This window comes from Cyclobacterium sp. L-R (genome assembly GCF_056859355.1).
The window spans coordinates 52,532-75,696 of record NZ_JBSXOH010000073.1 but is presented as its reverse complement, the minus strand read 5'-3'; the positions used below and the strand labels follow the sequence as shown (position 1 = coordinate 75,696).

At 38.7% G+C, this 23,165-nt stretch carries 24 protein-coding genes; 14 read left to right on the top strand and 10 right to left on the bottom strand.

Features of this window, described 5'->3' with window-relative positions; genetic code table 11:
- The first annotated feature begins 47 nt into the window (after positions 1 to 47).
- From AC13EX_RS12435 to AC13EX_RS12385, 11 genes are all read left to right on the top strand, one after another.
- Positions 48 to 500, top strand: coding sequence for a GatB/YqeY domain-containing protein (locus AC13EX_RS12435; RefSeq protein ID WP_482892928.1), 453 nt, complete (start codon positions 48 to 50; stop codon positions 498 to 500).
- 6 nt (positions 501 to 506) lie between these two features.
- Positions 507 to 1,052, top strand: coding sequence for a CvpA family protein (locus AC13EX_RS12430; protein WP_482892927.1), 546 nt, complete (start codon positions 507 to 509; stop codon positions 1,050 to 1,052).
- Positions 1,036 to 1,626 (top strand): anthranilate synthase component II, encoded by a 591-nt coding sequence (locus AC13EX_RS12425; RefSeq protein WP_482892926.1) that lies wholly within the window; start codon positions 1,036 to 1,038, stop codon positions 1,624 to 1,626. Before AC13EX_RS12430 ends, AC13EX_RS12425 begins: the two co-directional genes overlap by 17 nt.
- A 135-nt stretch (positions 1,627 to 1,761) precedes the next feature.
- Positions 1,762 to 2,427 (top strand): CBS domain-containing protein, encoded by a 666-nt coding sequence (locus tag AC13EX_RS12420; RefSeq protein WP_048641556.1) that lies wholly within the window; start codon positions 1,762 to 1,764, stop codon positions 2,425 to 2,427.
- 6 nt (positions 2,428 to 2,433) lie between these two features.
- Positions 2,434 to 3,309 (top strand): NAD kinase, encoded by an 876-nt coding sequence (locus AC13EX_RS12415; RefSeq protein ID WP_482892925.1) that lies wholly within the window; start codon positions 2,434 to 2,436, stop codon positions 3,307 to 3,309.
- 74 nt (positions 3,310 to 3,383) lie between these two features.
- Positions 3,384 to 4,142 carry a type IX secretion system protein PorG gene (porG, locus tag AC13EX_RS12410; RefSeq protein ID WP_482892924.1) on the top strand — a complete coding sequence of 253 codons (759 nt, stop codon included), beginning with the start codon at positions 3,384 to 3,386 and terminating at the stop codon, positions 4,140 to 4,142.
- Between the two features lie 82 nt (positions 4,143 to 4,224).
- Positions 4,225 to 4,968, top strand: a complete 744-nt coding sequence (locus AC13EX_RS12405; protein ID WP_482892923.1) for an isoprenyl transferase — start codon at positions 4,225 to 4,227, stop codon at positions 4,966 to 4,968.
- A gap of 84 nt (positions 4,969 to 5,052) precedes the next feature.
- Positions 5,053 to 7,764: a BamA/OMP85 family outer membrane protein gene (locus tag AC13EX_RS12400; protein WP_482892922.1), complete on the top strand. Its 2,712-nt coding sequence runs from the start codon at positions 5,053 to 5,055 to the stop codon at positions 7,762 to 7,764.
- A 2-nt stretch (positions 7,765 to 7,766) separates the two neighbouring features.
- Positions 7,767 to 8,291: an OmpH/Skp family outer membrane protein gene (locus AC13EX_RS12395; protein ID WP_048641561.1), complete on the top strand. Its 525-nt coding sequence runs from the start codon at positions 7,767 to 7,769 to the stop codon at positions 8,289 to 8,291.
- A gap of 21 nt (positions 8,292 to 8,312) precedes the next feature.
- Entirely contained in the window at positions 8,313 to 8,855 is a 543-nt protein-coding gene (locus AC13EX_RS12390; protein ID WP_048641562.1) for an OmpH/Skp family outer membrane protein, read from the top strand.
- An 82-nt stretch (positions 8,856 to 8,937) separates the two neighbouring features.
- A complete protein-coding gene (locus AC13EX_RS12385) occupies positions 8,938 to 9,321 on the top strand; it encodes a hypothetical protein (RefSeq protein WP_482892921.1) in 384 nt (127 codons plus the stop codon).
- Positions 9,322 to 9,539: 218 nt separating this feature from the next.
- On the opposite strand, the gene AC13EX_RS12380 is transcribed toward AC13EX_RS12385, so the two are convergent.
- Both AC13EX_RS12380 and AC13EX_RS12375 read right to left on the bottom strand, forming a co-directional pair.
- Entirely contained in the window at positions 9,540 to 11,117 is a 1,578-nt protein-coding gene (locus AC13EX_RS12380; RefSeq protein WP_482892920.1) for a leucine-rich repeat domain-containing protein, read from the bottom strand.
- A gap of 175 nt (positions 11,118 to 11,292) precedes the next feature.
- Complete coding sequence (locus AC13EX_RS12375) at positions 11,293 to 12,420, bottom strand: amidohydrolase family protein (RefSeq protein ID WP_482892919.1); 1,128 nt, start codon at positions 12,418 to 12,420, stop codon at positions 11,293 to 11,295.
- Between the two features lie 246 nt (positions 12,421 to 12,666).
- On the opposite strand from AC13EX_RS12375, the gene AC13EX_RS12370 reads away from it, so the two are divergent.
- Positions 12,667 to 13,026, top strand: coding sequence for a hypothetical protein (locus AC13EX_RS12370; protein ID WP_482892918.1), 360 nt, complete (start codon positions 12,667 to 12,669; stop codon positions 13,024 to 13,026).
- Between the two features lie 63 nt (positions 13,027 to 13,089).
- Here AC13EX_RS12370 and AC13EX_RS12365 read toward each other — a convergent pair whose 3' ends face one another.
- Positions 13,090 to 13,866, bottom strand: a complete 777-nt coding sequence (locus AC13EX_RS12365) for an HNH endonuclease (protein ID WP_482892917.1) — start codon at positions 13,864 to 13,866, stop codon at positions 13,090 to 13,092.
- A 316-nt stretch (positions 13,867 to 14,182) separates the two neighbouring features.
- Between AC13EX_RS12365 and rnhA the strand changes: the two genes are divergently transcribed.
- Both rnhA and AC13EX_RS12355 read left to right on the top strand, forming a co-directional pair.
- Complete coding sequence (gene rnhA, locus AC13EX_RS12360; protein WP_482892916.1) at positions 14,183 to 14,644, top strand: ribonuclease HI; 462 nt, start codon at positions 14,183 to 14,185, stop codon at positions 14,642 to 14,644.
- Positions 14,641 to 15,369: a tRNA1(Val) (adenine(37)-N6)-methyltransferase gene (locus AC13EX_RS12355; RefSeq protein ID WP_482892915.1), complete on the top strand. Its 729-nt coding sequence runs from the start codon at positions 14,641 to 14,643 to the stop codon at positions 15,367 to 15,369. Before rnhA ends, AC13EX_RS12355 begins: the two co-directional genes overlap by 4 nt.
- Positions 15,370 to 15,423: 54 nt before the next feature.
- On the opposite strand, the gene AC13EX_RS12350 is transcribed toward AC13EX_RS12355, so the two are convergent.
- The 7 genes from AC13EX_RS12350 to AC13EX_RS12320 form a co-directional block, all read right to left on the bottom strand.
- Positions 15,424 to 17,325 carry a glycoside hydrolase family 97 protein gene (locus AC13EX_RS12350; RefSeq protein ID WP_482892914.1) on the bottom strand — a complete coding sequence of 634 codons (1,902 nt, stop codon included), beginning with the start codon at positions 17,323 to 17,325 and terminating at the stop codon, positions 15,424 to 15,426.
- Between the two features lie 87 nt (positions 17,326 to 17,412).
- Positions 17,413 to 18,315 carry an NAD-dependent epimerase/dehydratase family protein gene (locus tag AC13EX_RS12345; protein ID WP_482892913.1) on the bottom strand — a complete coding sequence of 301 codons (903 nt, stop codon included), beginning with the start codon at positions 18,313 to 18,315 and terminating at the stop codon, positions 17,413 to 17,415.
- Positions 18,316 to 18,400: 85 nt separating this feature from the next.
- A complete protein-coding gene (locus AC13EX_RS12340) occupies positions 18,401 to 19,807 on the bottom strand; it encodes a PQQ-dependent sugar dehydrogenase (protein ID WP_482892912.1) in 1,407 nt (468 codons plus the stop codon).
- A 121-nt stretch (positions 19,808 to 19,928) separates the two neighbouring features.
- Positions 19,929 to 21,347, bottom strand: a complete 1,419-nt coding sequence (locus AC13EX_RS12335; protein WP_482892911.1) for an L-serine ammonia-lyase — start codon at positions 21,345 to 21,347, stop codon at positions 19,929 to 19,931.
- Positions 21,348 to 21,628: 281 nt separating this feature from the next.
- Positions 21,629 to 21,883 (bottom strand): DUF2442 domain-containing protein, encoded by a 255-nt coding sequence (locus AC13EX_RS12330; protein ID WP_482893072.1) that lies wholly within the window; start codon positions 21,881 to 21,883, stop codon positions 21,629 to 21,631.
- A 68-nt stretch (positions 21,884 to 21,951) separates the two neighbouring features.
- The gene (locus tag AC13EX_RS12325) at positions 21,952 to 22,161 is read right to left on the bottom strand and encodes a DUF4160 domain-containing protein (protein WP_482892910.1); all 210 of its coding nucleotides are present in this window, start codon (positions 22,159 to 22,161) and stop codon (positions 21,952 to 21,954) included.
- A 243-nt stretch (positions 22,162 to 22,404) separates the two neighbouring features.
- A complete protein-coding gene (locus AC13EX_RS12320) occupies positions 22,405 to 23,103 on the bottom strand; it encodes a DNA alkylation repair protein (RefSeq protein ID WP_482892909.1) in 699 nt (232 codons plus the stop codon).
- Between the last annotated feature and the right edge of the window lie 62 nt (positions 23,104 to 23,165).

Sequence of the window (23,165 nt, the reverse complement as noted above, 5' to 3'; positions counted from 1 at the left end):
AAGGAATAGATCAGTTTTAAACTTTACAAGTCAAATAAAGATAAGTCATGAGCTTAAAAACCAACATAGAAAAAGAAATCAAACAAGCAATGCTAGCCAAGGACAAAGACAGGTTGCGTGGATTACGTGCCATCAAGTCCATGATCATGCTTGAAGAAACCAAGGGAGGAAATGAAAGTGGACTTTCTGATGCTGAAGAGCTACAAATCCTGACCAAAGCGGCCAAACAAAGGAAAGATTCTATAGAGATATTTGAGAAACAGGGTAGGAAAGACCTTGCCGAAGTGGAGGCTACTGAACTGAATGTGATAAGCGAATTTCTTCCTAAGCAGCTAAGTGATGAAGAATTAACTGCTGAATTAGAAGCGATTATTAGTCAAACCGGTGCGGCAGGTCCTAAGGACATGGGAAAAGTAATGGGAATGGCGACAAAGAAATTAGCTGGAAAAGCGGATGGGAAAGCAATTTCTCAAAAAGTAAAAGCCTTATTAAACCCGTAAATTAAATTGAGCACGATAGACATCATTATATTGGGCATGCTGGCCGTAGGGGCCTTTAGTGGCTACCGGCAGGGGCTCTTTATTGGGATTTTGTCTATCTTGGCTTTTTTTGTGGGTATAATTCTAGCATTTCGCTTTATGAACTGGGGGGCAGAGCTTCTTACCGATAAGGTAGAAAGCCTGACCTTTATGCTGCCTTTTGTGGCCTTTGTTTTGATCTTTTTGGCCGTAACGATATCAATCCGAATATTGGCCTATATTGTCAAAAAGGCCCTTGACCTGACCATATTGGGTACATTTGACAGCTTTGCTGGTGCTATTTTGGGCATCTTTAAATGGAGCATCATGATTAGCCTGCTGATATGGGTAGCCAATTCCTTTGAATTTCAGGTGCCCTCAGAAATGAAAAAAGACGCGGTGATCTATCCGGTAATAGTCCCTGTTGCACCTACGATGGTGGCTGTGCTAGATGATTATACTCCTATCATTGATACGGCAATCGCCACGATCAAGGAACTTGTAAATAGCTCTTCCAGTGATTTTGTTAATTGATAACTTCGATTCCTTTTCCCACATTCTGGCTGATTATTTCAGAAGAACGAGTGAAAAGGTTACCGTATTGCGGAACAATGTAAGCCTGAAAGAGGTACATACTTATGATTTTTCCGCTTTGGTTATTTCACCTGGACCGGAAACTCCTGATAAAGCGGGAAACCTCATGGAAATTCTTGCCCACTATTATGACAAAGTCCCTGTTTTGGGGATTTGTCTGGGACATCAGGCCCTAGGTATTTTTTTCGGGGCAGGTTTGGTGAGAAGTCCCTGGCCCATGCACGGTAAAATTTCTACTGTTTTCAGGACAAAGAACCATGAAGTGTTGATGGGTTTGCCTGAACATTTTAATGTTACCCGATATCATTCTTTAGAGTTAGAAAATATTCCGGATTGTATGGAGCTAATTCTTGAAGGGGAAAAAGGAGAAATTATGGCACTTGCTCATAAATACCTGCCTATTTTAGGGATTCAGTTTCATCCGGAAGCACACCTTACCGAGCACGGACAACAACTTATTCAAAACTGGATAAATCTTATTAGTGAATTAAAAACAGCACAAATTCATCGTTAATTCTATAGACTATTGTATTTTTAAATGTCCATTAGGGTAATTTGCCTCAAAAAAAGGGCAAGAAATTTAGTTATTTGAACCAAGGAGGGCTAGAACTCGTTTTATTTTTCGAATCCTTTTAATACCTTTAGCTACATGCGGGCGATAGAATTTATAAACAACCTTATACCTCCCCTAAAATTTACTGACAAAGTAAAGTTAGGCCTTTCCTGGATGGAAGAGATCAGGACGGACATACTTCCCGTGGTAGATAAGGGCGCGTTTAAGGGTTTTATTACAGATGAAATCATTTATGAGCTCAATGACCCTGAACTGAATATAGAATACATAGACTTGATAGGGACAGCAAGTATTGTGCAGGAGGACCGTCATATTTATGAAGTTTTAAGGGTGTCTTCTGAAAATCAGGTGAGTATGGTGGCTGTTTTAGACAAGGAGCTAAAGTACTTGGGGGTAGTTACGCAAGAGGGAGCTATTTCTGCATTTACTGAGAGCATCTCGATTCAGTCCCAAGGTGGGGTATTGATCTTATCTATGTTTATGACAGATTATAGTTTGTACGACATAGCCCGGGTAGTAGAATCCGAAAACGCAAAAATTCTAAGCAGCTTCATCTCCGATGACCCCCTTGATGACAGTAAAATCAAAGTAACACTAAAAATTGATCAAGTTGAGCTTCGGCACATCAAGGCTACGCTGGAACGTTTTGGCTACAGGGTTATTGACCAATACCAAGAGGAAGATGGTATAAGTAGTGATCAGGACCGTCTGGGCAACTTGATGAGATTTTTAGATATCTGATCCTACATGAACATATTACTTCACGGTATTAATATTTCCCCCCAATTTCAAACCTGTATTCACCAATTGATTCGCTCTTTTGTAGAAAGTGGATCAAAAGTACAGTTGACCAAAAACTTATTTAACTCTATTAAAAAGAGTGGAGGACTAAGTTCTGAGGTAACTGCGCTGGTTGGGAAAGAAGGATTGTCGGCAATTGATGTGGTCATTTCCATTGGTGGAGATGGCACCTTATTGGACACCATTTCCCTTATTGGAGCTTATGAAACACCTGTTTTGGGAATCAATACAGGGAGAATGGGATTTTTGGCTACCATAGCCAAAGAAGACATTGATGCTGCTGTAAAGGACTTATTGGAAAATCGGTACTCATTGGAAGACAGGAGTTTAGTAAGACTTGAGTCAAGTGTTCCCCTATTTAAAGGGCTTAACTTTGGCTTGAATGAGTTTACCATTCACAAAAGAGATACTTCTTCGATGATCACCGTACATACCTATATAGATGGAGATTACCTTAATAGTTATTGGGCAGATGGGCTCATCGTATCTACACCTACTGGCTCTACTGGTTACTCGCTGAGTTGTGGAGGGCCCTTGATATCACCCCTTGCCAAAAACTTTGTGATCACCCCTGTAAGTCCGCACAACCTGAATGTCAGACCAATTGTGGTTTCTGATGACAGCGAAATCTCCTTTAAAATAGAGGGAAGGAGTGAAAAATTCCTTGTATCTTTAGATTCCAGATCTACGCCTATAGATGCGTCAGTGGAACTGAAAATCAAAAAAGAAATATTTGTAGCGAAGCTTGTTAAGTTTCACAATTACAGCTTCTTTGACACCCTGAGACAAAAATTGAACTGGGGATATGACATGAGAAACTAGTTTTAACAATATTTAACCCGCTCTATACTTAGTAGGGTTTTTTATTCGTTGGGTAGTTTATAAATTGCAACGACTTGAATAAATCCAGGTTTTACACATTAGCACTATCGGCTGTCTTGGCCATTTTAAGTTTGGGAACTACCCAAATGGCAAAGGCCCAACAGCATGAGATAGGATTAGGATTAGGAGCAGGAACCTACACCGGAGATATCCTTCGGATTATAGACCCTAACCAACTTGGTATTCAAGGAACGTTATTTGGCAGACGAAATTTTGACAATGCATGGAGCTTAAGAGCAGGCTTTACCGTATCTCGGCTTAACGGGGCGGATAGCATAAGTCCAATTGATGGGGTGGCTATGACCAGAAATGCCTTTTTTAAAGGTACTATGGCTGAAGTTTCCGCAACAATGGAGTTCCATTTTCTGGATTATATGAGCCACAGGTCTACTACCAGGTTTTCCCCATTTGGCTTTTTTGGTCTAGGATATGGATTGTTTTACGGTCAGGGCCAATCTTATCATGCCGACCCATTTCCTGGAAACTATGCAGTAGGTACTGTAATTGTTCCCTTTGGGGCAGGCATTAAGTACAAACTAAAGGACCGTGTTTTACTTTCTTTTGAAGGTGGAGCTAAAGCAACCTTTTCGGACAATCTGGATAAAATTGGCGATGAGACCTTATATTTGCCTCGATATAGAATTGACCCTGGCACAGGAAATCAAGTGTTAGACCCCTCAAGCATAAATTTTGGCAATCAATCTGACCGTGATTGGTATTATTTTTTGGGCTTTACCATCAGCTATTCTTTTCATCAGATCAAGTGCTACTAGTACAATAATTGACCTCAGGATAGAATTTTTAAAAAAGAAGTGTCATTTTTGTAAATCAATTGAACCAACAGAGAATTTTGGAATGAAGGAAGTGATTGACAAGGGCAATATACCCCGGCATATAGCAATAATAATGGATGGCAATGGGCGTTGGGCGCAAAAGAAAGGCGCTATGCGAATATTTGGTCATAGAAATGCCCTGTCTGCAGTAAGGGATGCCATTGAAGGATCAGCAGAATTGGGAGTAGATTACATATCCTTGTATGCCTTCTCTACAGAAAACTGGTCAAGACCCAAAGAAGAGGTAGATGCGCTTATGGGAATTCTGGTAGAAGCAATAACCGATGAGGTACCTACCATGATGAAAAACAATATCAGGTTGGAAACAATTGGTGATATAGATAGTTTGCCCAAATCATGCAAAGAACACCTGAAAATGGGAAAAGAAAAAACCAAGGGCAATACCGGGATGACCGTAGTACTGGCCTTGAGTTATAGTGGACGTTGGGAAATAGAACAGGCTGTTAAAAAAATTGTCAAAAAAGTAGTTGACGGTGAATTACCGGCAGATGCTATCAATCAAGATATGATTGGAAAACATTTGAATACTGCCGATATTCCAGATCCAGAACTGCTGATCAGAACCAGTGGTGAAATTAGGATCAGTAACTTTATGTTATGGCAATTGGCCTATACAGAATTATATTTCACAGAAGTCCTTTGGCCGGATTTCCGGAAAAAGAATTTGCATGAAGCCATACTTGCCTTTCAAAAAAGGGAAAGAAGGTTTGGAAAAACAGGAGACCAAACAAAGGCCTCTAATTGACAATACTTGTTCTGAAAGAATTGTGTTTCAGAATTATTGCCGCCTTGGAACAACTAATACCAGGGTTAAATTTTATCGTTTGAAATGAAAAAGAATTTATTAATTATTTACTTGCTGCTATTGACCGGAGTGGCAGAGGCCCAAATCAGATTGGGACAAAGCCGGTACACCAGTCAGGAGCCGGTAAATATTATAGACCTTAGTTATGCCAATCCAAAAAAGTATCGGATAGCTGAAATTGAGGCAGTGGGTTTAAATACACTTGATGAAACTGCCATTATCTCTTTGGCAGGCCTTCGCGTTGATGACCAAATTACTGTTCCGGGAGATGCTATTTCTGGTGCCCTTAAAAAACTTTGGGGTCAGGGTATTATTGGAGACGTAAAAATCCTTGTTACGAAAATAGAAGGAGATGACATTTACCTCCTTTTAGACTTGACTGAAAGACCTCGATTTAGTCGCTTTGACTTCACGGGAGTAAACAAGACCCAAGAAGGGGAGTTAAAGGACAAGGTAAATATTAGGGGGCGTGTTGTAAGAGACGATGTACTAAATACAGCCCAAAGGAATATCAGGGATTATTTTGTAGGGAAAGGATTCTTGAATACAGAAGTAAAAGTGGTGCAGGAAAGAGACACCACTCTTCCGAATAGCGTTAAACTTAGGTTTGATGTAGATAAGAAGAGCAAAGTTCGTATCAATGAAATCGCCTTTGATGGCAATGAAAATATTGCCGATAACCGCCTCAAGAAAAAAATGAAAGGTACACATGAGCATGCTCGGGTGTATTTTTTCAAAGATGTTGTCTCTCGTTTGCTAAATGCCAACCCAAAAAATATCGGTAATGCAGTCGTTAAGAGGAATCCTGTAACCGATGATCAGGTTAAAGAGTATATCAATAAGAATTTTAAACTCAATTTCTTTAATGGGTCCAAATTCGTAAAAAGTGATTACCGTGATGATAAAAATTCCCTTATCGCCTTTTATAACAGTAAGGGGTATAGGGACGCAGAGATTTTATCAGATAGTATTTTCCGTTTTGATGACAGCCGTATCAATATAGATATTGACATTGAGGAAGGCAAGCAATACTATTACCGCAAAATCGAGTTTTCAGGAAACTATATTCATACAGATGAAGAGCTTCAGGCAAAACTGGGAATTTTTGATGGCGATATCTACAATAAAGAAAAGTTGGATAAAAGGCTAAACTATGACCCACAACGTGGGGATGATGTGAGTTCTTTGTACCAAGACAATGGTTATTTGTTTTTTACCATTGATCCAGTGGAGGTCAATATAGAAGCGGATTCAATAGACATAGAATTAAGAATCTTTGAAGGACCGCAAGTAACGGTAAACAGTGTCTCTATAGAAGGAAATGAAAGAACCAGTGACCACGTGGTCATGAGGGAAATACGTATCCTTCCAGGACAATTATTTAATAGAAAAGCCTTGGTAAGAACCATTCGGGAATTGTCCCAAATAGGTTACTTCAACCCTGAAAACATTGAGCCGGACATGCGTCCTAATTTTGAGAATGCTACTGTTGACATTACTTTCCAGCTTGAAGAAAGACCAAATGACCAGATTGAGCTTTCCGGTGGTTGGGGTGGATTGTTTGGTTTTGTAGGTACTGTAGGACTTACTTTCAATAACTTCTCCATCAAGAACATCAAAGATTTCTCCAAATGGAGACCACTTCCTGTTGGTGATGGGCAGAAACTTTCATTAAGGGTTCAAGCCAATGGTAAAAGTTTCCAGAACTATAGTATGTCATTTACTGAGCCTTGGTTTGGAGGTAAAAAACCGAATGCTTTAAGCTTTAGCTTCAACCATTCGGTTCAAAGACAATTAAACTTTTACAGTCAAACCAATTTTGGTGAAGAACTAGGATCTTTTAAAATCACAGGTGCATCCATTGGCTTAGCAAAAAGAGTTACTTGGCCAGATGATTATTTCCAAATCAGTAATAGCCTTCAATTCCAAAATTATAATTTTGATGAATATGGGAATTACTTTGGCCTAAGCTTTAATACAGGTAATGCGAAAAGTGTGGCATTGAACACTACCATTTCTAGGAATAATTTAGATCAGGCCATTTATCCAAGGTTTGGGTCTAACATTACTTTGAGCGCTTCACTTACTCCTCCTTATGCTGCCCTGAACAATAACCTGACAAGTGAATCTTCTGATCAGGAAAAATACCAATTCTTAGAATACCATAAGTGGATGTTTGATGGCTCATTTTATACACCAGTATTGGGCTCTACCAAGCTTGTCTTGAGTGCTAGAACACACCTAGGTTTTCTTGGGTCTTATGGAACGAAAACGGGTATTATACCTCTTGAACGATTTGTGTTGGGTGGTGATGGTATGAATATGATGAACTTTGCTTTGGGTCAAGAAATTATTGGCCTAAGAGGGTATGAGAATCAATCCATCACACCTGGTAAGGAATTCAGAAACCAACCCAATGCACCGGTGCCTTATGGTGGGGTAGTGTATAACAAGCATGTAATGGAGCTTCGTTTCCTTGTTTCTCCTAATCCTTCAGCAACTATATTCTTACTTGGTTTTGCAGAGGCAGGAAATAACTGGGGAAATTATCAAGATTACAATCCGTATGATTTAAAAAAATCGGCCGGTTTTGGAGCGAGAATATTTATGCCAGCATTTGGCCTGTTAGGTATTGACTGGGGTTATGGCTTTGATGGTGTGTCTACCACAAGTGATCCAAACCCAGGACCAAGCGGAGGAATGTTCCACTTTACAATTGGTCAACAATTCAGATAATTATGGAAAAGTCCCTGAAATTGTTATTTTTGCTAACCTTTTTGCCAATTGTGCTAATGGGGCAGAAACTAGGCTATGTTGATACAGAATATATTCTCAACAAGCATCCGGATTACAAAAAGATTCAGGGGGAAATGGAAGCCCTAAGTGCAGAGTGGAAAAAAGAGGCACAAAATTTGGAGGAGGCTATACAACAAATGTATAGTGACCTTCAAGGAGAGCAGGTTTTGCTCACCGAAGAAATGTACCAGGAAAGACTGGCACTAATTAGGGAGAAACAAAAAGAGGCCAGGGCTTTCAATAATAGGATATTTGGTGACAACGGACAACTGTATCAAAAACAAGCAGAATTGCTTCAACCGTTGCAATCGACCATTTATGACGCCATTGATCGGGTCTCCAAAAGAAATGGTATTGCCATTTTATTTGACAAAGCATCAAGTCCAACGTCCATAATCTATACGGACCCAAGGCATGATTACTCAGATTTTATATTAGAAGAATTAGGATTAGAAGAAAACAATTAAAATTAACCAAGTTTAACAATTATGAAAGCAAGAATTTTCCTATCAGCAATTGCCCTCTTTTGCTTTGGATTTGTAGCAAATGCTCAAGACGTCAAAATAGGGTATACAAATGTGGAATACATTATGAGCCTGATGCCAGAGATGGAGCAAATAGATGCTGATATCAAAGATTATAGCAATCAATTAGGTCAACAGATCCAATCTAAAAGCGCTGCTTTTCAAAGACAAATGCAGGAATATCAGCAAGGTGCAGCCGCAATGACTGAAGAAGCAAGAGGTATTAAGCAACAAGAATTACAAAAGTTAGAGCAAGAAATCCGTAAGTTTGAACAAGATGCACAAGCTTCCTATCAGCGAAAGCTTCAGGAATTATTGGAGCCTGTACAGACCAAGGTTTACAATGCTATTAATTCAGTAGCAGCAGAAAATAACTATTCTCATATTTTAAGTGAGTCTGCTGGTCAAGCACCTGTTCTTTTGTATACCAAAGACAACGATCCTTTTACAGATCTTGTATTGGCTAAGTTAGGCGTTGAAGCACCAGCTGCTCCAGCTGCAAACTAAAAAAGTATTTAAAAAATGCTAGGCCCGGTTGCTATTGTGACCGGGCTTTTTTTATTTTAGGATTCACTTAATTAAAAAAAGTATGTTTGGGAAATTTTTAATTGTCTGTTTTTTAGCCTGTTCACCTCTTATGGCTCAGCAAGAGCCTAGATTTGACATGGAGGCCATGGAGGTTATGCTAGATGCTGAAGTAAATGGCTATCGGACTTTCAAATACGCCATTAAAAATATCGGGCCTGAAGCTGTGCCGGCAGGAAAGTACCGCGTGTTTTTAAAAGTAAATGGTAAGATGATCAGTTTTGATACCAAGACCTCTAGTATGAAACCGGGGCAATCCGTAGTTTATACTTCAGGTGAAAGGTTTCGTGCCAACCAACCAGGTAAAAAACTTAAATACACTTTGATTATTAGTAGCAAGGATGCCAATAAAAGGAACAACAAACTTAAAGGTGTGATTGTGCTTTAACCCGAAATATGCAATAGACATTCTATTACATAATCCGGGTTTAATCCTTTCAAGGGTTAAAATTCAATAAATTTAGACCTTTTTAAATAAGGCTACATATCCAATTTATACTTTGCAGGAGATGATTATTTTTATATCTCCAATATGTTTTTTGCATTCCTCTGAAGAAAGTAGTCGCTTTGGTGATAATTACTACCTATTTGGTAGAACTATTTTTTTCAATTTGAGGCAGGTAAATAATAATATTTGTAGCAGCGACCATTCTTAAAATCACTTAATTTTGGATTATAAGCGTTTTTATTTATGATAAAGCCGTAGGCTAGTCTATCAGAAAACAATTTATTTAAAGCACATAGATCATCCAGTTTCGGATTGTCTTTAATTGTAAATCTGTCTCCCACATAGGATAAATTGTCCAGGCCTTTTAATGTTTTTAGATTTGGGTGTAAGTCTATTAGTAGGTTTCTTCCTACAGACTGTAAGTTTTCCAGACCCTCTAGACTTTCTAATTTTAATATATGCCTAATGGCAAGGTCTTCTTGTAACTCTTCTCCAACAGGAAGACCATTAAGGCTTTCTAAACCGTGGATTTTACTTAAGTTTATGGATCCAGTGATTTTGAAATCCTCGGGAAATTTATTGAAGAAATTATCTATTTCCATATTTGAAAGGCTTAGGCCTTTGATTTCTTTTAAGGGTCTAAAAATCTCCCAAATTGGTTCCAAATTTGAATTACTTCCAAATTCAATTGAACTTACAGATGTTAACTTTTCCAAATCAGCAATAGACTTAAGGTTTGGGTTATACCAAATGTGAATTGTTCCGCAATTTGTTAGATTGTTTAACCCGTTTAAGCTTGATAAATTGTAGTTATCTTGAATTCTCAGGAAATTTTTAACAGAGTTAAGATTTTCCAGACCTTTAAAGTTTGTTACTTTTGGATTTGAGGTAAAAGACCCTCTATTTTTAATTTCCTTGAGATTTGAAAACCCCTCTAATGATGTTAAATTAGTGTTATTGTGAATCGTTAAGTGATCCAAAGAACTCAGGCTATGAAAACCTTTGAGACTTCTTAATTGTGGATTAGTGTATATGAGGAGATAACCAATTTCCTGTATTGATCTAAAGGGTGATAAATCTAATTGTTCATCACTTGATGAAATCGTTATACCTCCATTTACTTTTGTATAGCAGAAAGCCCCAAATTCATCAATTGCTTTCTGAGTTGATATTTCAATTTCGCCTTCGAATGTCCCACCAACATTGGCGAAATCTACACTGAAATTAATTTCTGCTTCTTCTACACCAAAGTCTTCGGGAGTAAAGCATCTTGTTGATAGACTTGTTGTAGTAATTGTACCTATTTGGCTTTCTAGTGTTTCAAATTCGAGAGGAAGTGGATTTGTTATGATGGCTGAAAGTTTAGAATTTATAATTGGGCTAGCATATATCACTTCACCTTTATTATCCATCAGGAATAATTCGCTAAGCGTATAGTTTTCTATTGGCAGGTCTTTGATTGTCAAATTAATAGTGTAATCCTCAAACAAAAAATCTTCGAACTTTTTGGGATAGCCTTCAATAACTCCATTAGCATTCTCAATTGAAAGCCAAATTGATTCAATATTATTTATTCGTTCTGAAGAAAGACTAGATTTAGCACAGCCTTCTATGTCAATGGCCAAAGAAATATTCCCAATGGGACGGATATCTGGTAAAGGATCTTTTTTGCAAGAAACACCTAAAGAAAGCATTATTATTACAGCTATTACTGTAGAGAAAGGGTATTTTCCCATGGAAATAAATGGATATTTAAGAATGGTACACTTGTTCTAGTGATTAAATAAGAGATAGTCAAAATTAACGAATAACTTCGGTAATTTATTGACGATAAAAATGTTATCAGTACGAGGAGAAATTAATAACTTGTAAAGTTCAGCAGTTGTCATTTCACCCATAAAGAATTAAGGATCAATCCGGGAAAAGGCTTTTGTCCATATTGGGAACAATTCGTAGCGCATTTTTATAATAGACTTTCTTGAGTACCTCATCGGGAAGGCCTAAACCATACATGCGCCAATAGGCGTGGTATTTTTTGTAGTAAGGGAAATACTCATCCTCGGTTTCTAGCACCCTGAAATAGGTGTAAAATTCCTCCTTGTTATAGGCATCCTTTCCAAAAAGAATTCTGTCTTGGTAATCGATAAAGAACTTTTTAGCAGCTCTAGGTTGGCGGCCAAATTCAGCGATTACGGCTGCTATTCCAAAATTCACATTCGGGTATTTGTCCAAGTGTTCACCTGCCTTTGCCAGGTCATTGGCCATCCAACCCATATGTGCATTGATAAAAGTGGTGTTTTTATGCTTTTTGAAAACTGCATGCTGCTCTGCTATGATTTGCTCAAAGGGAGCAGGATTATCAGGCCCTCTTTTTCTGTTTGGGCGTAATTTTAATTCTAACCAACGCTCATTATTGCTATCCATAGGTTCCCAAAAGGGGGCAGGATCGGCAGCATGGATCAATACGGGAATCCCCAATTCACCGCATTTGGCCCAGATGGCATCCAGATCCGGGTGGTTGATAGGTACTCTTTTGCCATGTATGTCTCTCACGCTCAAACCCAAACTTTTGAAGATCTTCAAACCATTGGCCCCATTTTTAATATCCTCCTCTAAAATGCTGACTGCTTTGTCTTTCCACCCTTTACCTCCTATACCATCAAAAGAAAGGTTTGTGAAGACAATAAATCTTCCCGGGGCGTGTTTATTGAACTCCTGAATCATTGAATTTAAGTAATCCTCAGCGGCGCCTTCATCTCCGCTTCTCGTAAACCTTTTACCACTAAGATTAACCATGGTCGCCATGTTTATTTCATCCATTTCCCTTGTTAGGTTTGAAATAAGTGATTCATCAACATTTCTCTGGTGGCTGTGAATGTCAACAAAGGGAAACTTTGCTCTTTTGATGGGGTGCTCGGGTACCACCAAGGTAGACTTGGGGTTATAAGATTCAAAGTCCATTTCCTGCGCTAAAAGAGGGGAATTGAATAAAACCATGAGCAGGGGGATAAGAGCGATGCGGCCAAAACTATTTTTCATTCGTGGTAAAGGTTAAGTGTTCAATCTTTAATTTATGACTAAAATTGCAATCTTCAAGCTTCAAACTTAGCCTTTTTCACCAAGCGCTTCTGTTTTATAAGTTTTTTCATAATAATATGTGAGGGGAGCAATTGAAATAGTGGGATCTTTTTCACCTTAATGCTATTTTATCAAAGGCCCCATGTAGCGAAACCGGGGTAAAAGACGTATGGGTATAAAACCAATTTATTATAAATTAACGCTTTTATGAAAAAATTTACTTTTCCTCTTCTTCTCTGTCTTCTCCTCTGTTTTTCCTGTAACGAAGACCGAGATCCTGAGACTATTTGTGGTGTAACGGAACCGCTAACCAAACTACCTTGGCTAAAAATCTTGCAGGAAAACCATGCCTCTGCTGAGATGTCGGAATATAATTATATAGGACAGGCCATCTATAATGGTGCAACCGTGTTTTATTTGGCCAGTTGTTGCTCTAATTGTAATTGGCAGCTTGTTACTTATGACTGTTCTGGAAACCAAATTGAGGAGGACCATACGCTAGATGACCTCGATTCGAAGCAGATCATATGGAAGGCTGAAGATTCTGAATGTGCCTTTGAGGAATAAATTCAATTGAGCATTTTTAAATGCTGTGTTTATACCTAAACCCATTCTCTTCTGAGCTTGGGTTTATGGTATATTACCGATGTTTTCCTTTATTTGTTGGTATTCAGCCTTCAATTTATCCAACTTACTTATCTGCTCTAAATACTCAGAATTTAAGATCAGGCCTTTTTTTAGATTGTTCAATAGAACAGTATCTACCTTATCTGCATTTTTTACCGTATTACAAGTTCTGCAGGAAGATACTAAGTTTGATTTCCAATCATAACCGCCATCTGCTTTTGGATGTATGTGGTTTAGGTAAAAATCAGGTGCCTTAAGTTCGCAAAGGCAGTAGAAACATTTTTGATTGTCTCTTTTTAAGATCTTGTTTCTTTTGTTTTCATCCGTCAGAATATCCTCTTCCGAATCTCCATATATACTTTCCTCAATGGTATCTTCAATTTTAATTAACTTTTTTATGGCTTTGATTTCAGAAGGTAATTTGACAATGTATTCATTGATTTTTCCGGGCCGGTGTAATTTTTCTAGGATACCGAATTTTACCAGGTCATTGATTCCTCGCTTTACCACATCCTTAGACATGGGGTTTCCAAAGTTGGAAAGCATGTTTTGACCTAAGGCGGATATTTTGAGCTTGATTTTTCTATTACCTATCGAGTAGTAGGCCCTTTTGAAAAATAGCATGTAAAGTGCAAAAGAGCGGACTTTTAGGAACCTGGGTAAATACTTTGTTGCATAATCAAATTCCATAAGGAAATCGCGAACTGAGATGGATTCGTATTCTGGCTCCTCGGCTTGGGTAATTATTTCTTCAGCTTTGCTTAAAATGTATTTCTTCATGTTTCAATCATTGCTAATAATTCGTTTTCGCCCAAGCTTAGCCTCTATTGTTCTAATCTTTGTGCCCAATTATCTCTTAAAAACGAAATAATTGGGCATTTATCCAAATTATTCTCATGTAATAATTTCTTTTGCCAAGGCAAAGCAGGTGTTGGCAAGGTAAAGGCAGTAAAGCACTTACAAAGCAGGTGTTTTAAGGAAAAAACTTTTCCTAATTAGGTTTAAGGTATAGGGCTCGGAATATTGTAAAGTCTGGTCTCCCTTTGTGGACGGTTTGCGATATTTCCCCTATTTTTGATGCAAATTAGAATTGCTCATGATAAAAATATATACCGATGGTGCCAGTAAAGGCAATCCAGGAAATGGAGGCTATGGTGTGGTATTGCTCTATAAAAATTTAAGAAAGGAACTTTCCGAGGGTTTTCGTTTGACCACCAACAACAGGATGGAGCTCTTGGCAGTGATCAAAGGTTTGGAAGCATTGAAAGTAGAAGGTATACCAATTACAATCTATTCGGATAGTAAATATGTCGTTGATTCAGTGCAAAAAGGCTGGATATGGAGTTGGCAAAAGAAAGGCTTTAAGGGTAAAAAAAATATGGACCTGTGGAAAAAGTACATTCCCCTTCACATGAAATACAAACCTACTTTTCAATGGGTGAAAGGCCATGCTGGCAACCCTTTAAATGAAAGGTGTGATGAATTGGCAGTAACAGCCGCTACAGGGTATAATTTACCTGCAGATGTAGGTTATGAAGCTGAGCAAAATGCAAAATGAAACGCAGCCCAAACACCTATTTCCAATTCAAGCAGTTTAGAGTGGAGCAGGAGCGATGTGCCATGAAAGTGAGCACCGATGCGGTAGTGCTTGGATCACTAGCAGTGGCAAAGACAACTCCTGATACTATTCTGGACATAGGCACTGGTACAGGGGTGCTGGCATTGATGATGGCGCAAAAGTACCCAGTTGCCAGCATTGATGCGGTGGAAATTGACAAGGAAACCTTTGAACAGGCTAGGCAAAACGTTTCCTTTAATAAGCTAGGGATTAATATCAAGGTTCACCAACAAGCCTTTCAGGAATTTGAACCAAATAATATCGAGCAATACGATCTGATTATCACCAATCCTCCTTATTACAGTGGTCAATTACAAAGCAGCAAACAAAACATCAATTTGGCCAGGCATGAACAGGGCCTTAACTTCACCGATTTGTGGACGGGAATTGATCGTTTGCTGAAAACAGAAGGGGTTCTTTGGCTAATATTACCTCCCAATGAGATGGAGGCTTTTAAAAGTCTTGGAACAGAGAAGGGCTTTTACGCAAATACCCAAACCCTTCTTCAGGACAGAAAAACCAGTAAAGTTCACCGTGTGATCGCTTCCTTTGCTAGAATAAAGATAGACCAACCCGAAAAATCTGCATTGGTTATCAAAGACGCAAACAATGCCTATACCCCCGAATACATTGCTTTATTGAAAGATTATATGCTGCATTTTTAAACCAAATGGGCTAATAGCTATTACTGTTTCTCGTTATTGGCCATCACTTTTTTATTATTTAGTAGATTTTATAACCATAGCCATGCCCTTGTGTTTTCCCAATTTGAAATTCATCACATCCTTTGACGTTAGGTTTCTTGTCTCTAATGCTACCCTGCTGTGGGTTTTCACTTCTTCATCATCCGTGAAAATTATAGCGGTATATTCTTGATTTGGGTCTAAAAATTCGAATGAGATTTCACTGTCTCTTTCCTGCATTCCATTAAGCGCCCCGACAAACCAGGTGTCTTCACTTCTTCTGGCGACAACTGCATATTCTCCTGGGTAGCCGGATAGCACTTTAGTGTCATCCCAAACGGTAGGCATTTGGTCGAAAAATGTCAATTCAGGCACCTCCAAGATAAAATTGGTACTGTTTCCAGCTCCTTTATGTGCTCCCGGAGAATTTTCAGGTCGGTCGTACCAATAAAGGAATTGCCAGGGGCTGTAGATCATTAATGCCTTTGCCAGTTGCGAAGCATGTGAGCCCATTTTACTGTCCACTCTTTCTGCAAAATAGCAGTTGGTATGGTCACCGGCACCTGCCAGCATACGGGTAAACAAGGTTTTTAAAACCATGGTATTGTCAGGAGATTCCTCATCCCCGCGAATACCTTCTTGTGTCATCAGGTTTGGATAGGTGCGAGAATAGCCCGTTGGGCGGTATTCATCGTGTATGTCTATCATAAGACCATGGTCTGCGGCCTTTCGTACCGCCTCATGTAACCAGCTGGTCCATTCCTGTGGACCTACATTAACAAAGCCATATTTGATACCTTTTACTCCCCATGATTTTAATAATGGCAATACTTCATCCAGTTGTTTTTCTAAAGCTCTTCGGTTGACATACAAAATCACCCCTATTCCTTTGCTTTCTGCATATTTGATTACCTGCTTGAGGTCCAGAGGGCCTTTGGAGCGGTTTGGATCTACTGTAATGGTGGTAGCATCCGAAGCGTCATCGTATTCATTACCATACCATCCGGCATCAAATTCAATGTATTGTAAATTGTGTTTCACAGCAAAATCTACACAGGCAATCCCCCCATCTGTGGTGAGCGTAACTTCACGAATAACCTTTCCGGGTTTTATCCAATCTGAGTTTTTTATGGCATTTGGAGCATTGAGGTTCAATAGTAGGTAATTGTTTTCCAGTACTTCACCTGCTGAATTTCCTGCCATAATTGTTCTCCAAGGGCTTGTAAATGGCCGATCAAATTGAACTTTTCCATCAAGACTGGCGACCAAAGCTGTAGGCTTTTCCTTAGACAATTCAAACTTCATTCTGGCAAAATCAACCAAAGCAGCTTCACCCAAGGCTACAAATAAGGAATCCTGAAGCTCCACTAATAAGGGACGGTCCACAATTTTTTCGCCTATTTCGCTAACTTTTTGTTTGATAATTTCTCCTTGAGCCCTTTCAGAAATCCATGCCTCTGCATGGGCAGGAAGAGAAAATTCGGTTAGTTCAGCATCAATGGTAACCTTTCCGGGATTTTCAAATGCATACTGAAAGGCAAGCCCTTCATTGTATGCCCTTATGTTGAGTTGGAAGAGAGGCGTTTTTTGGTTATTTGAACTAAAGGTAACAATGAACTGATGGTATTGCTCTGGATAAAGGTTTTTTTCACCATAAACTGGCTTCCAGTTTGTTGCTACTTTACTTTCTTTAACCTCTTTTATTTCAAGGTTTTGGCTGATATTGCTTGTGTCAGAAAGCTCAAATCCAAGTATAGACTTTCCTATGATCTCTTTATCATCAAAAAATGCGCGATAATATAGCTGTGAATCTTCAGTCAGTAATTCAAACCTAAATTTTCCATTAGGGCTGCTTACATGAACATCATTGGCGCTGGTGCAGGATTGAAATACAAGCGCTAAAACAAAAATCCCAAGAGATCTAAAAATATTTTTCATTTAAGAGGTAAGGTTTATTGATAAGAATATTTTCTGTCAGACAATACAGAATAAAATTTCGATGTTAACTTTTCAGTTTTCGAGCAATCATTCCCATTTTACATACTTCCGCCAATTGTGTTGTTCTTTAAAGCCAAGTACTTCACGTATTTTTTTATTTGAAAACAAAGCTTCATGTTCTTCCAATTCACGGGTAATCGGCACACCGGGGAAAAATTGTTCTGCCAATTCTTTGCTAGGAATAATAGCACCATTGTGATCATTTCCCGCGTTGAATACCTGGTAACCAAGTCCGTCTTTTTGCAAACACAAGTCTACAATCTGTCCAAGGTCTCGCGCGTCGATATAACAGAAAGCATTTCTTCTGCGCACTTCAGGGTTTTTGAAATAATGGGGAAAGAGTTCAGCATATTCGTGGGGCTCAATCACATTTCCTATACGCAAGGCATATATATCAAAGCCTGATCTACGCTGAAAACTGCGGGCAGTTTTTTCATTGACTACTTTTGATAAGCCATAACTGTCCATGGGGTCTACATCATAACCCTCTTCTAAAGGTAAAGAATTAGGATCAGTTGGGCCATCAGAAAAACAGACACCATAGGTGGTTTCCGAAGAAGCGATGATGATTTTCTTAATGCCAAGTTTGACCGCTGCTTCTATTACATTGTAGGTACCCATGGTATTGACACGAAAAGTTTCATTGTCAGGGTTGATCAGAATTCTGGGAACGGCAGCAAAATGCACCACTGCATCAAATTTTGGTACCCCATTGCCAGGCTCTAATTCATCTAAAGCGGCGTAGGAACTCATGGCATTGAACATTTGCCCGGAGTCTGTTATATCCGCTATCAAATTGTCCACCCCAGGATGATCCAAAGGTTTCAGGTCTACATTCATCACCCTATGTCCTTGGGCGAGCAGATAGGGAACCACATGTTTACCTGCTTTTCCCGATCCACCAGTAAAAAGAATTCGTTTTTTAGTCATGTATTTTCTTGTTAAATAGGTTTGAATATATTGTTGGTAAAAACATTGTCAAGGGAATGTCGATGGCAGCTTTTCAATCAATACCTTATTGAGGAGTGATCCTTAAAATTTTGTCTGGTTGATTAAGCACCACATATAATGCACCATCAGGCCCAAATTTAAGGTCTCGAACCCTGCCATAACCTTTAAGGATCATTTCTTGTTGTACCACCTTATGGCCGTCGATAGTTAGTCTTCTTACTTCCTCAAAGGCAAGTGCCCCTATGAATAAATTGTTTTTCCATTGGGGAAACAAGGGACTGTCAGAGAATTCAGCTGGGGAAACGGCAATGGATGGATTCCAGTAGATAATGGGCTGCAACATTCCTTCCTGATTTGTTTGGGTAGATACAACACTCCCATCATAGTCTATTCCATAGGTAATATTAGGCCAGCCATAATTACCGGCTTTCTGTAAGATGTTCAATTCATCACCTCCCATAGGGCCATGTTCTGTAAACCAGATTTCACCAGTATCGGGATGTTGAGCGATTCCTTGAACATTTCTGTTGCCTATTGTAAACAATTGAGGCAATGCACCGGGTTTATTTATAAATGGGTTGTCAGTGGGAATACTTCCATCAGGATTGATACGGTAAATCTTTGCTACTGGCTTACTCAGATCCTGAGCGTCTTCGGCATATCCCATATCACCAATCGAAAAATACAGGTACCCAGCTTTGTCAAATAAAAACCTGCATCCCCATCGATTTCCTTTGGTCACCAGAAGGTCATTCGGTACTTCAAACAGGGTTTGTTCGGCTATCCATTGGTTTTGATTAATTTTTCCTCTTACAATTTTGGTCATGGCAGGAGCAGAGTCATCAGTAATACGCTCTGGGGCATAACTAAAAGCCAGATAGATCCATCCATTTTTTTGATATTCAGGATCAATGGCAATATCCATATATCCACCAGTTCTGAACTCTTGGGATTGAGGAACTCCTTTAATCGGGTCTTCTGAAGGGGTTCCTTCCACTATCCAGCGAAGCATTCCACGCCTTTCAGATACTAGTGCACGGTTCTTAGAGACAAACTCAAGGGCCCAAGGAGTTTTGATAGCATCAATTACCCATTCCTCAATCTTCAAATCATATTTTTCAGTTTGAATATCCTTAGGAATGGAACGATCCATATTTGGTTGAATTTTCTGGGCCTCAGAAATAAAATCGACCAATGATTTGATCTGATCAGTACTCAAAACCTGATTCCAGGCAATCATTTCGGTTTCGGGTATCCCAAAAGTAATATTCCTAATCATCAGGCTTGTGCTTCTACCATATTTCCACTCTGTTTTGATAAGGGAACTGGCTGAATTGCCTTCCAGATTAGCTCCATGGCACCCTGCACAATAGGTTTTATATAATTTCCCCCCTTCTTGTGCAAGCACTACTATGGACAAGACTGAGAATTGGAGCAACAATAGCCAAAGTATTTTGAAAATTTTCTTCATTATTATGGTGACCTTTATGCAGCATTAAGAATAATGAAATATACTATTTTTGGATATTGCATCCAATTTTGGTGCACCTGGAGTATTTATACTTTCGATTTTTAAGTTAAAAAAACCTAATTTAACATTCTGCAATATTGACCGGGATTTTTGCCAGGCCTCCTTCAGATGTTTCTTTGTATTTAGATTTCATGTCCAAAGCCGTTTCCCACATTACCTGAATGACATTGTCTAAACTCAGGCGGGCTGCTGAAGCGTCGCTTTCCAGAGCCATGTAAGAGGCAGTGATGGCCTTAATGGCCCCCATGCTATTTCTTTCAATACAAGGAATTTGTACCAAACCGCCAATTGGATCACAAGTCATGCCCAAGTGGTGTTCCATGGCGATTTCTGCGGCTTGGCATACCTGTTCTTTTCTCCCGCCAAGTGCTTCTGTAAGGGCGCCTGCTGCCATAGAACTTGAGACACCTATTTCAGCCTGACATCCTCCCATGGCTGCAGAAATAGTTGCCCCTTTTTTATAGAGGGTACCGATCTCTCCTGCAGTGAGTATGAATTTCACGATTTCATCCTCATCAAAATTTGGCGTAAAACAGTAAGCATACATCAGTACAGCAGGGATTACGCCAGAGGCCCCATTGGTAGGTGCAGTAATGATTCTACCAAAAGAGGCATTTTCTTCATTTACCGCTAAGGCAAAAACACTTATCCATTTGTTGACAGTGTTAAAATCTTTTGGCCCTTTTTTTATGGACTTGATCCAATCCGCTACATTATTAAATTTTTGTCCCTGCAAAAATTTTTTGTTCAGATCGTAAGCCCTTCGCCTAACCTTAAGTCCTCCCGGTAATAGCCCTGATTTATTTACACCTCTAAAAATACAGTTTTTTATTTCGTTCCAAATGTAAAGGGCTTGTTTTCTGGTTTCGGCCTCACTTTGCCAGGCTGTTTCGTTAAGCATTACCAGCTCAGAAATGGTCAGGTTTAGTTTGTTACAGTTATCCAAAAGGTCTTTTTGAGAATGGCAGGGGTATTCTGTTTTGATAGGGTTTTGGGCTATTTGATCAGTAGCCTGGGTAACCACAAAACCACCACCTACGGAAAAATATTCCCGAGAAACAAGATTACCATCACTTAGACTAGCATCAAACCGCATCCCATTCGGATGGTAATCCAAACTTTTTTTGAATTCAAAAAGGATGTGTTGCTTGTAGTTAAAAGGAATGGCATGGCTTTCTGAAATATTGATGCAAGCGTTTTGATTTATTTGGTCAATTTTCTCGTCTATTTTATCCGTATCGATAGTAAGGAAATCCTCATTAGAGAGTCCCAGCATCACGGCTTTGTCGGTACCATGTCCTAAGCCTGTTTTTGCGAGTGAACCATACAAGTAGGTTTTAATCTCTGTGACTTTGTTGATTTGCTTGTTTTTATTCAGGTGATTTAAAAAAGACAAGGCTGCCCTCCAGGGTCCCATGGTATGGGAACTGGATGGTCCAATGCCAACTTTTATTATTTCAAAAATGCTTATTGATTCCATATTGATTTTTGGCCTAACCAATTACCATTTGTAATATCATGTAATTTACGTCTAAGGATTCAATAGGTAATAATCTAATGGGGCTTTAATTGATTTAACGCTCATTGAGTCAAATCAAATTATGAATTTTTGGCTAAACAGAAAATCTATCTTTCTGCCAATTCAATTGATTGGTCGCGATGTAATGTTGTATCCTTTCGAAGGAGGCTGAATTTCGGATGATTTAGTCCTGTCCAACAAATTAACAATTATCCATTAGTAATTAACAATTGCCATTCCTTTTATCCAATGGTATGCGCTTTTTTGGATTGCTTTTTAGTGAACGCATGAAGGAATTCAGGGGCAAAGTCTGCCCCACAATCCCAGCCAATTGTCCAGCGGTCTTTGGTGAAATTTTTAAAATAATTAATATCCTTCAATGGTTCGAAAACCTCTCCCCATATTTCGTCTTTTAAGTCTACGGTCCCAGTTAATCCGTCCGAAAAAGTTAACCTTATTTGGTAATCTGATACGTATTCCGCTTGTTTGACTTTTATGAGTAGTGTATTCCCTGTTATTAGTCCAATGGTTTAATTTTGTTAAGAGGTTTCCGTTCTTCTATTCGTTACCAGTTTTCAAGTAGCGCTTCTTTGTTTTGATCCAGCCATTCATATACAAGACCTAGTGCTCTTCTTGAAATTTTACCAGTTAATTCTCCTGTTTCAATATTTACAATCGCCTCATAATCCTGATACTCTACGTGAAAATGAGGAGGATTATATTCATTGAAGTACATTTTGATAATTATTCCGTAAAATCTGCTAATCTCTGGCATCCTTATTATTCAAACTTTAACATTTTAATATAGGTAAACCTGATGTAAACAATTGGCTTTAAATGGATAAAATCTGGCTTTGCAATTATTTCCTATTCTATTTTTCAATTCACAGGATTGCTTATCACGATGTATTTAAGCCTAGTTATTTAAAATAATTTGCATAAAATAAAGAAAAATGTTTTTTCTTTATTCCTTAGTTTATGCCTAATTTTTTTAATGTTATTATACAAAGCCTTCCACCTATCTCCTATAGATTGCCCTTGGATAATCTGACATTCTAATATGGTCTTTCTCTAATTCATTCAATGCATTCTTTGCAATCCATTTTGCTGTAGGGCTTTCAGTATCCAGAATTTCCTGGGCTACTAATATGGCTTTTTTATTGAGGTCAGTGTTTCTTTTCCCAATATTACGGAATGCCCAATTCACCGCTTTTTTGACATAGATTCTCTCATCATTTACTTCTCGCTTAATGATGGGGAAGAAGGGTTCAAATATTGAATTGTCTGACAATTTATCTGCCATACAGTAGGAAGCCATAATTGTAAAGCCTGCTCTTTTTTCAAATTCAGGTTTCCTTTTTGTCCATTCCAAGATCTTTTCAAGGGCGAATTCACTTTTAGCAAACAGCCCCATAGAAAAACTATCACATACCTCCCAATTCTCAAAAGTTTTGACCCATTTTTCCATCAAGTCAACGGTAACATCCTTGGGCTTGAAAATTTTGCTACATAAAATGCGGGCTTCGTAAATACCGCTATCAAAAAGTTGCAGGGCAAGTTCATTGTCCTTGCCAATCTCTTTAGCGATCTTCTTTAGTTCTGAATGATATATCCCCAAAGAGTTATTAGAGACAATCCCAAATTTCCTTTCCTTAAAAACGACCTTTTCAGGATTTTGAAGCGCGTAAAGTAGTTCTATGGTTTCCTTATAGGTCACTGGTTTCTATATTTTTAAATTGATATTATCCGCCTAAACCCTAATTTTCACTCCAAAATTTC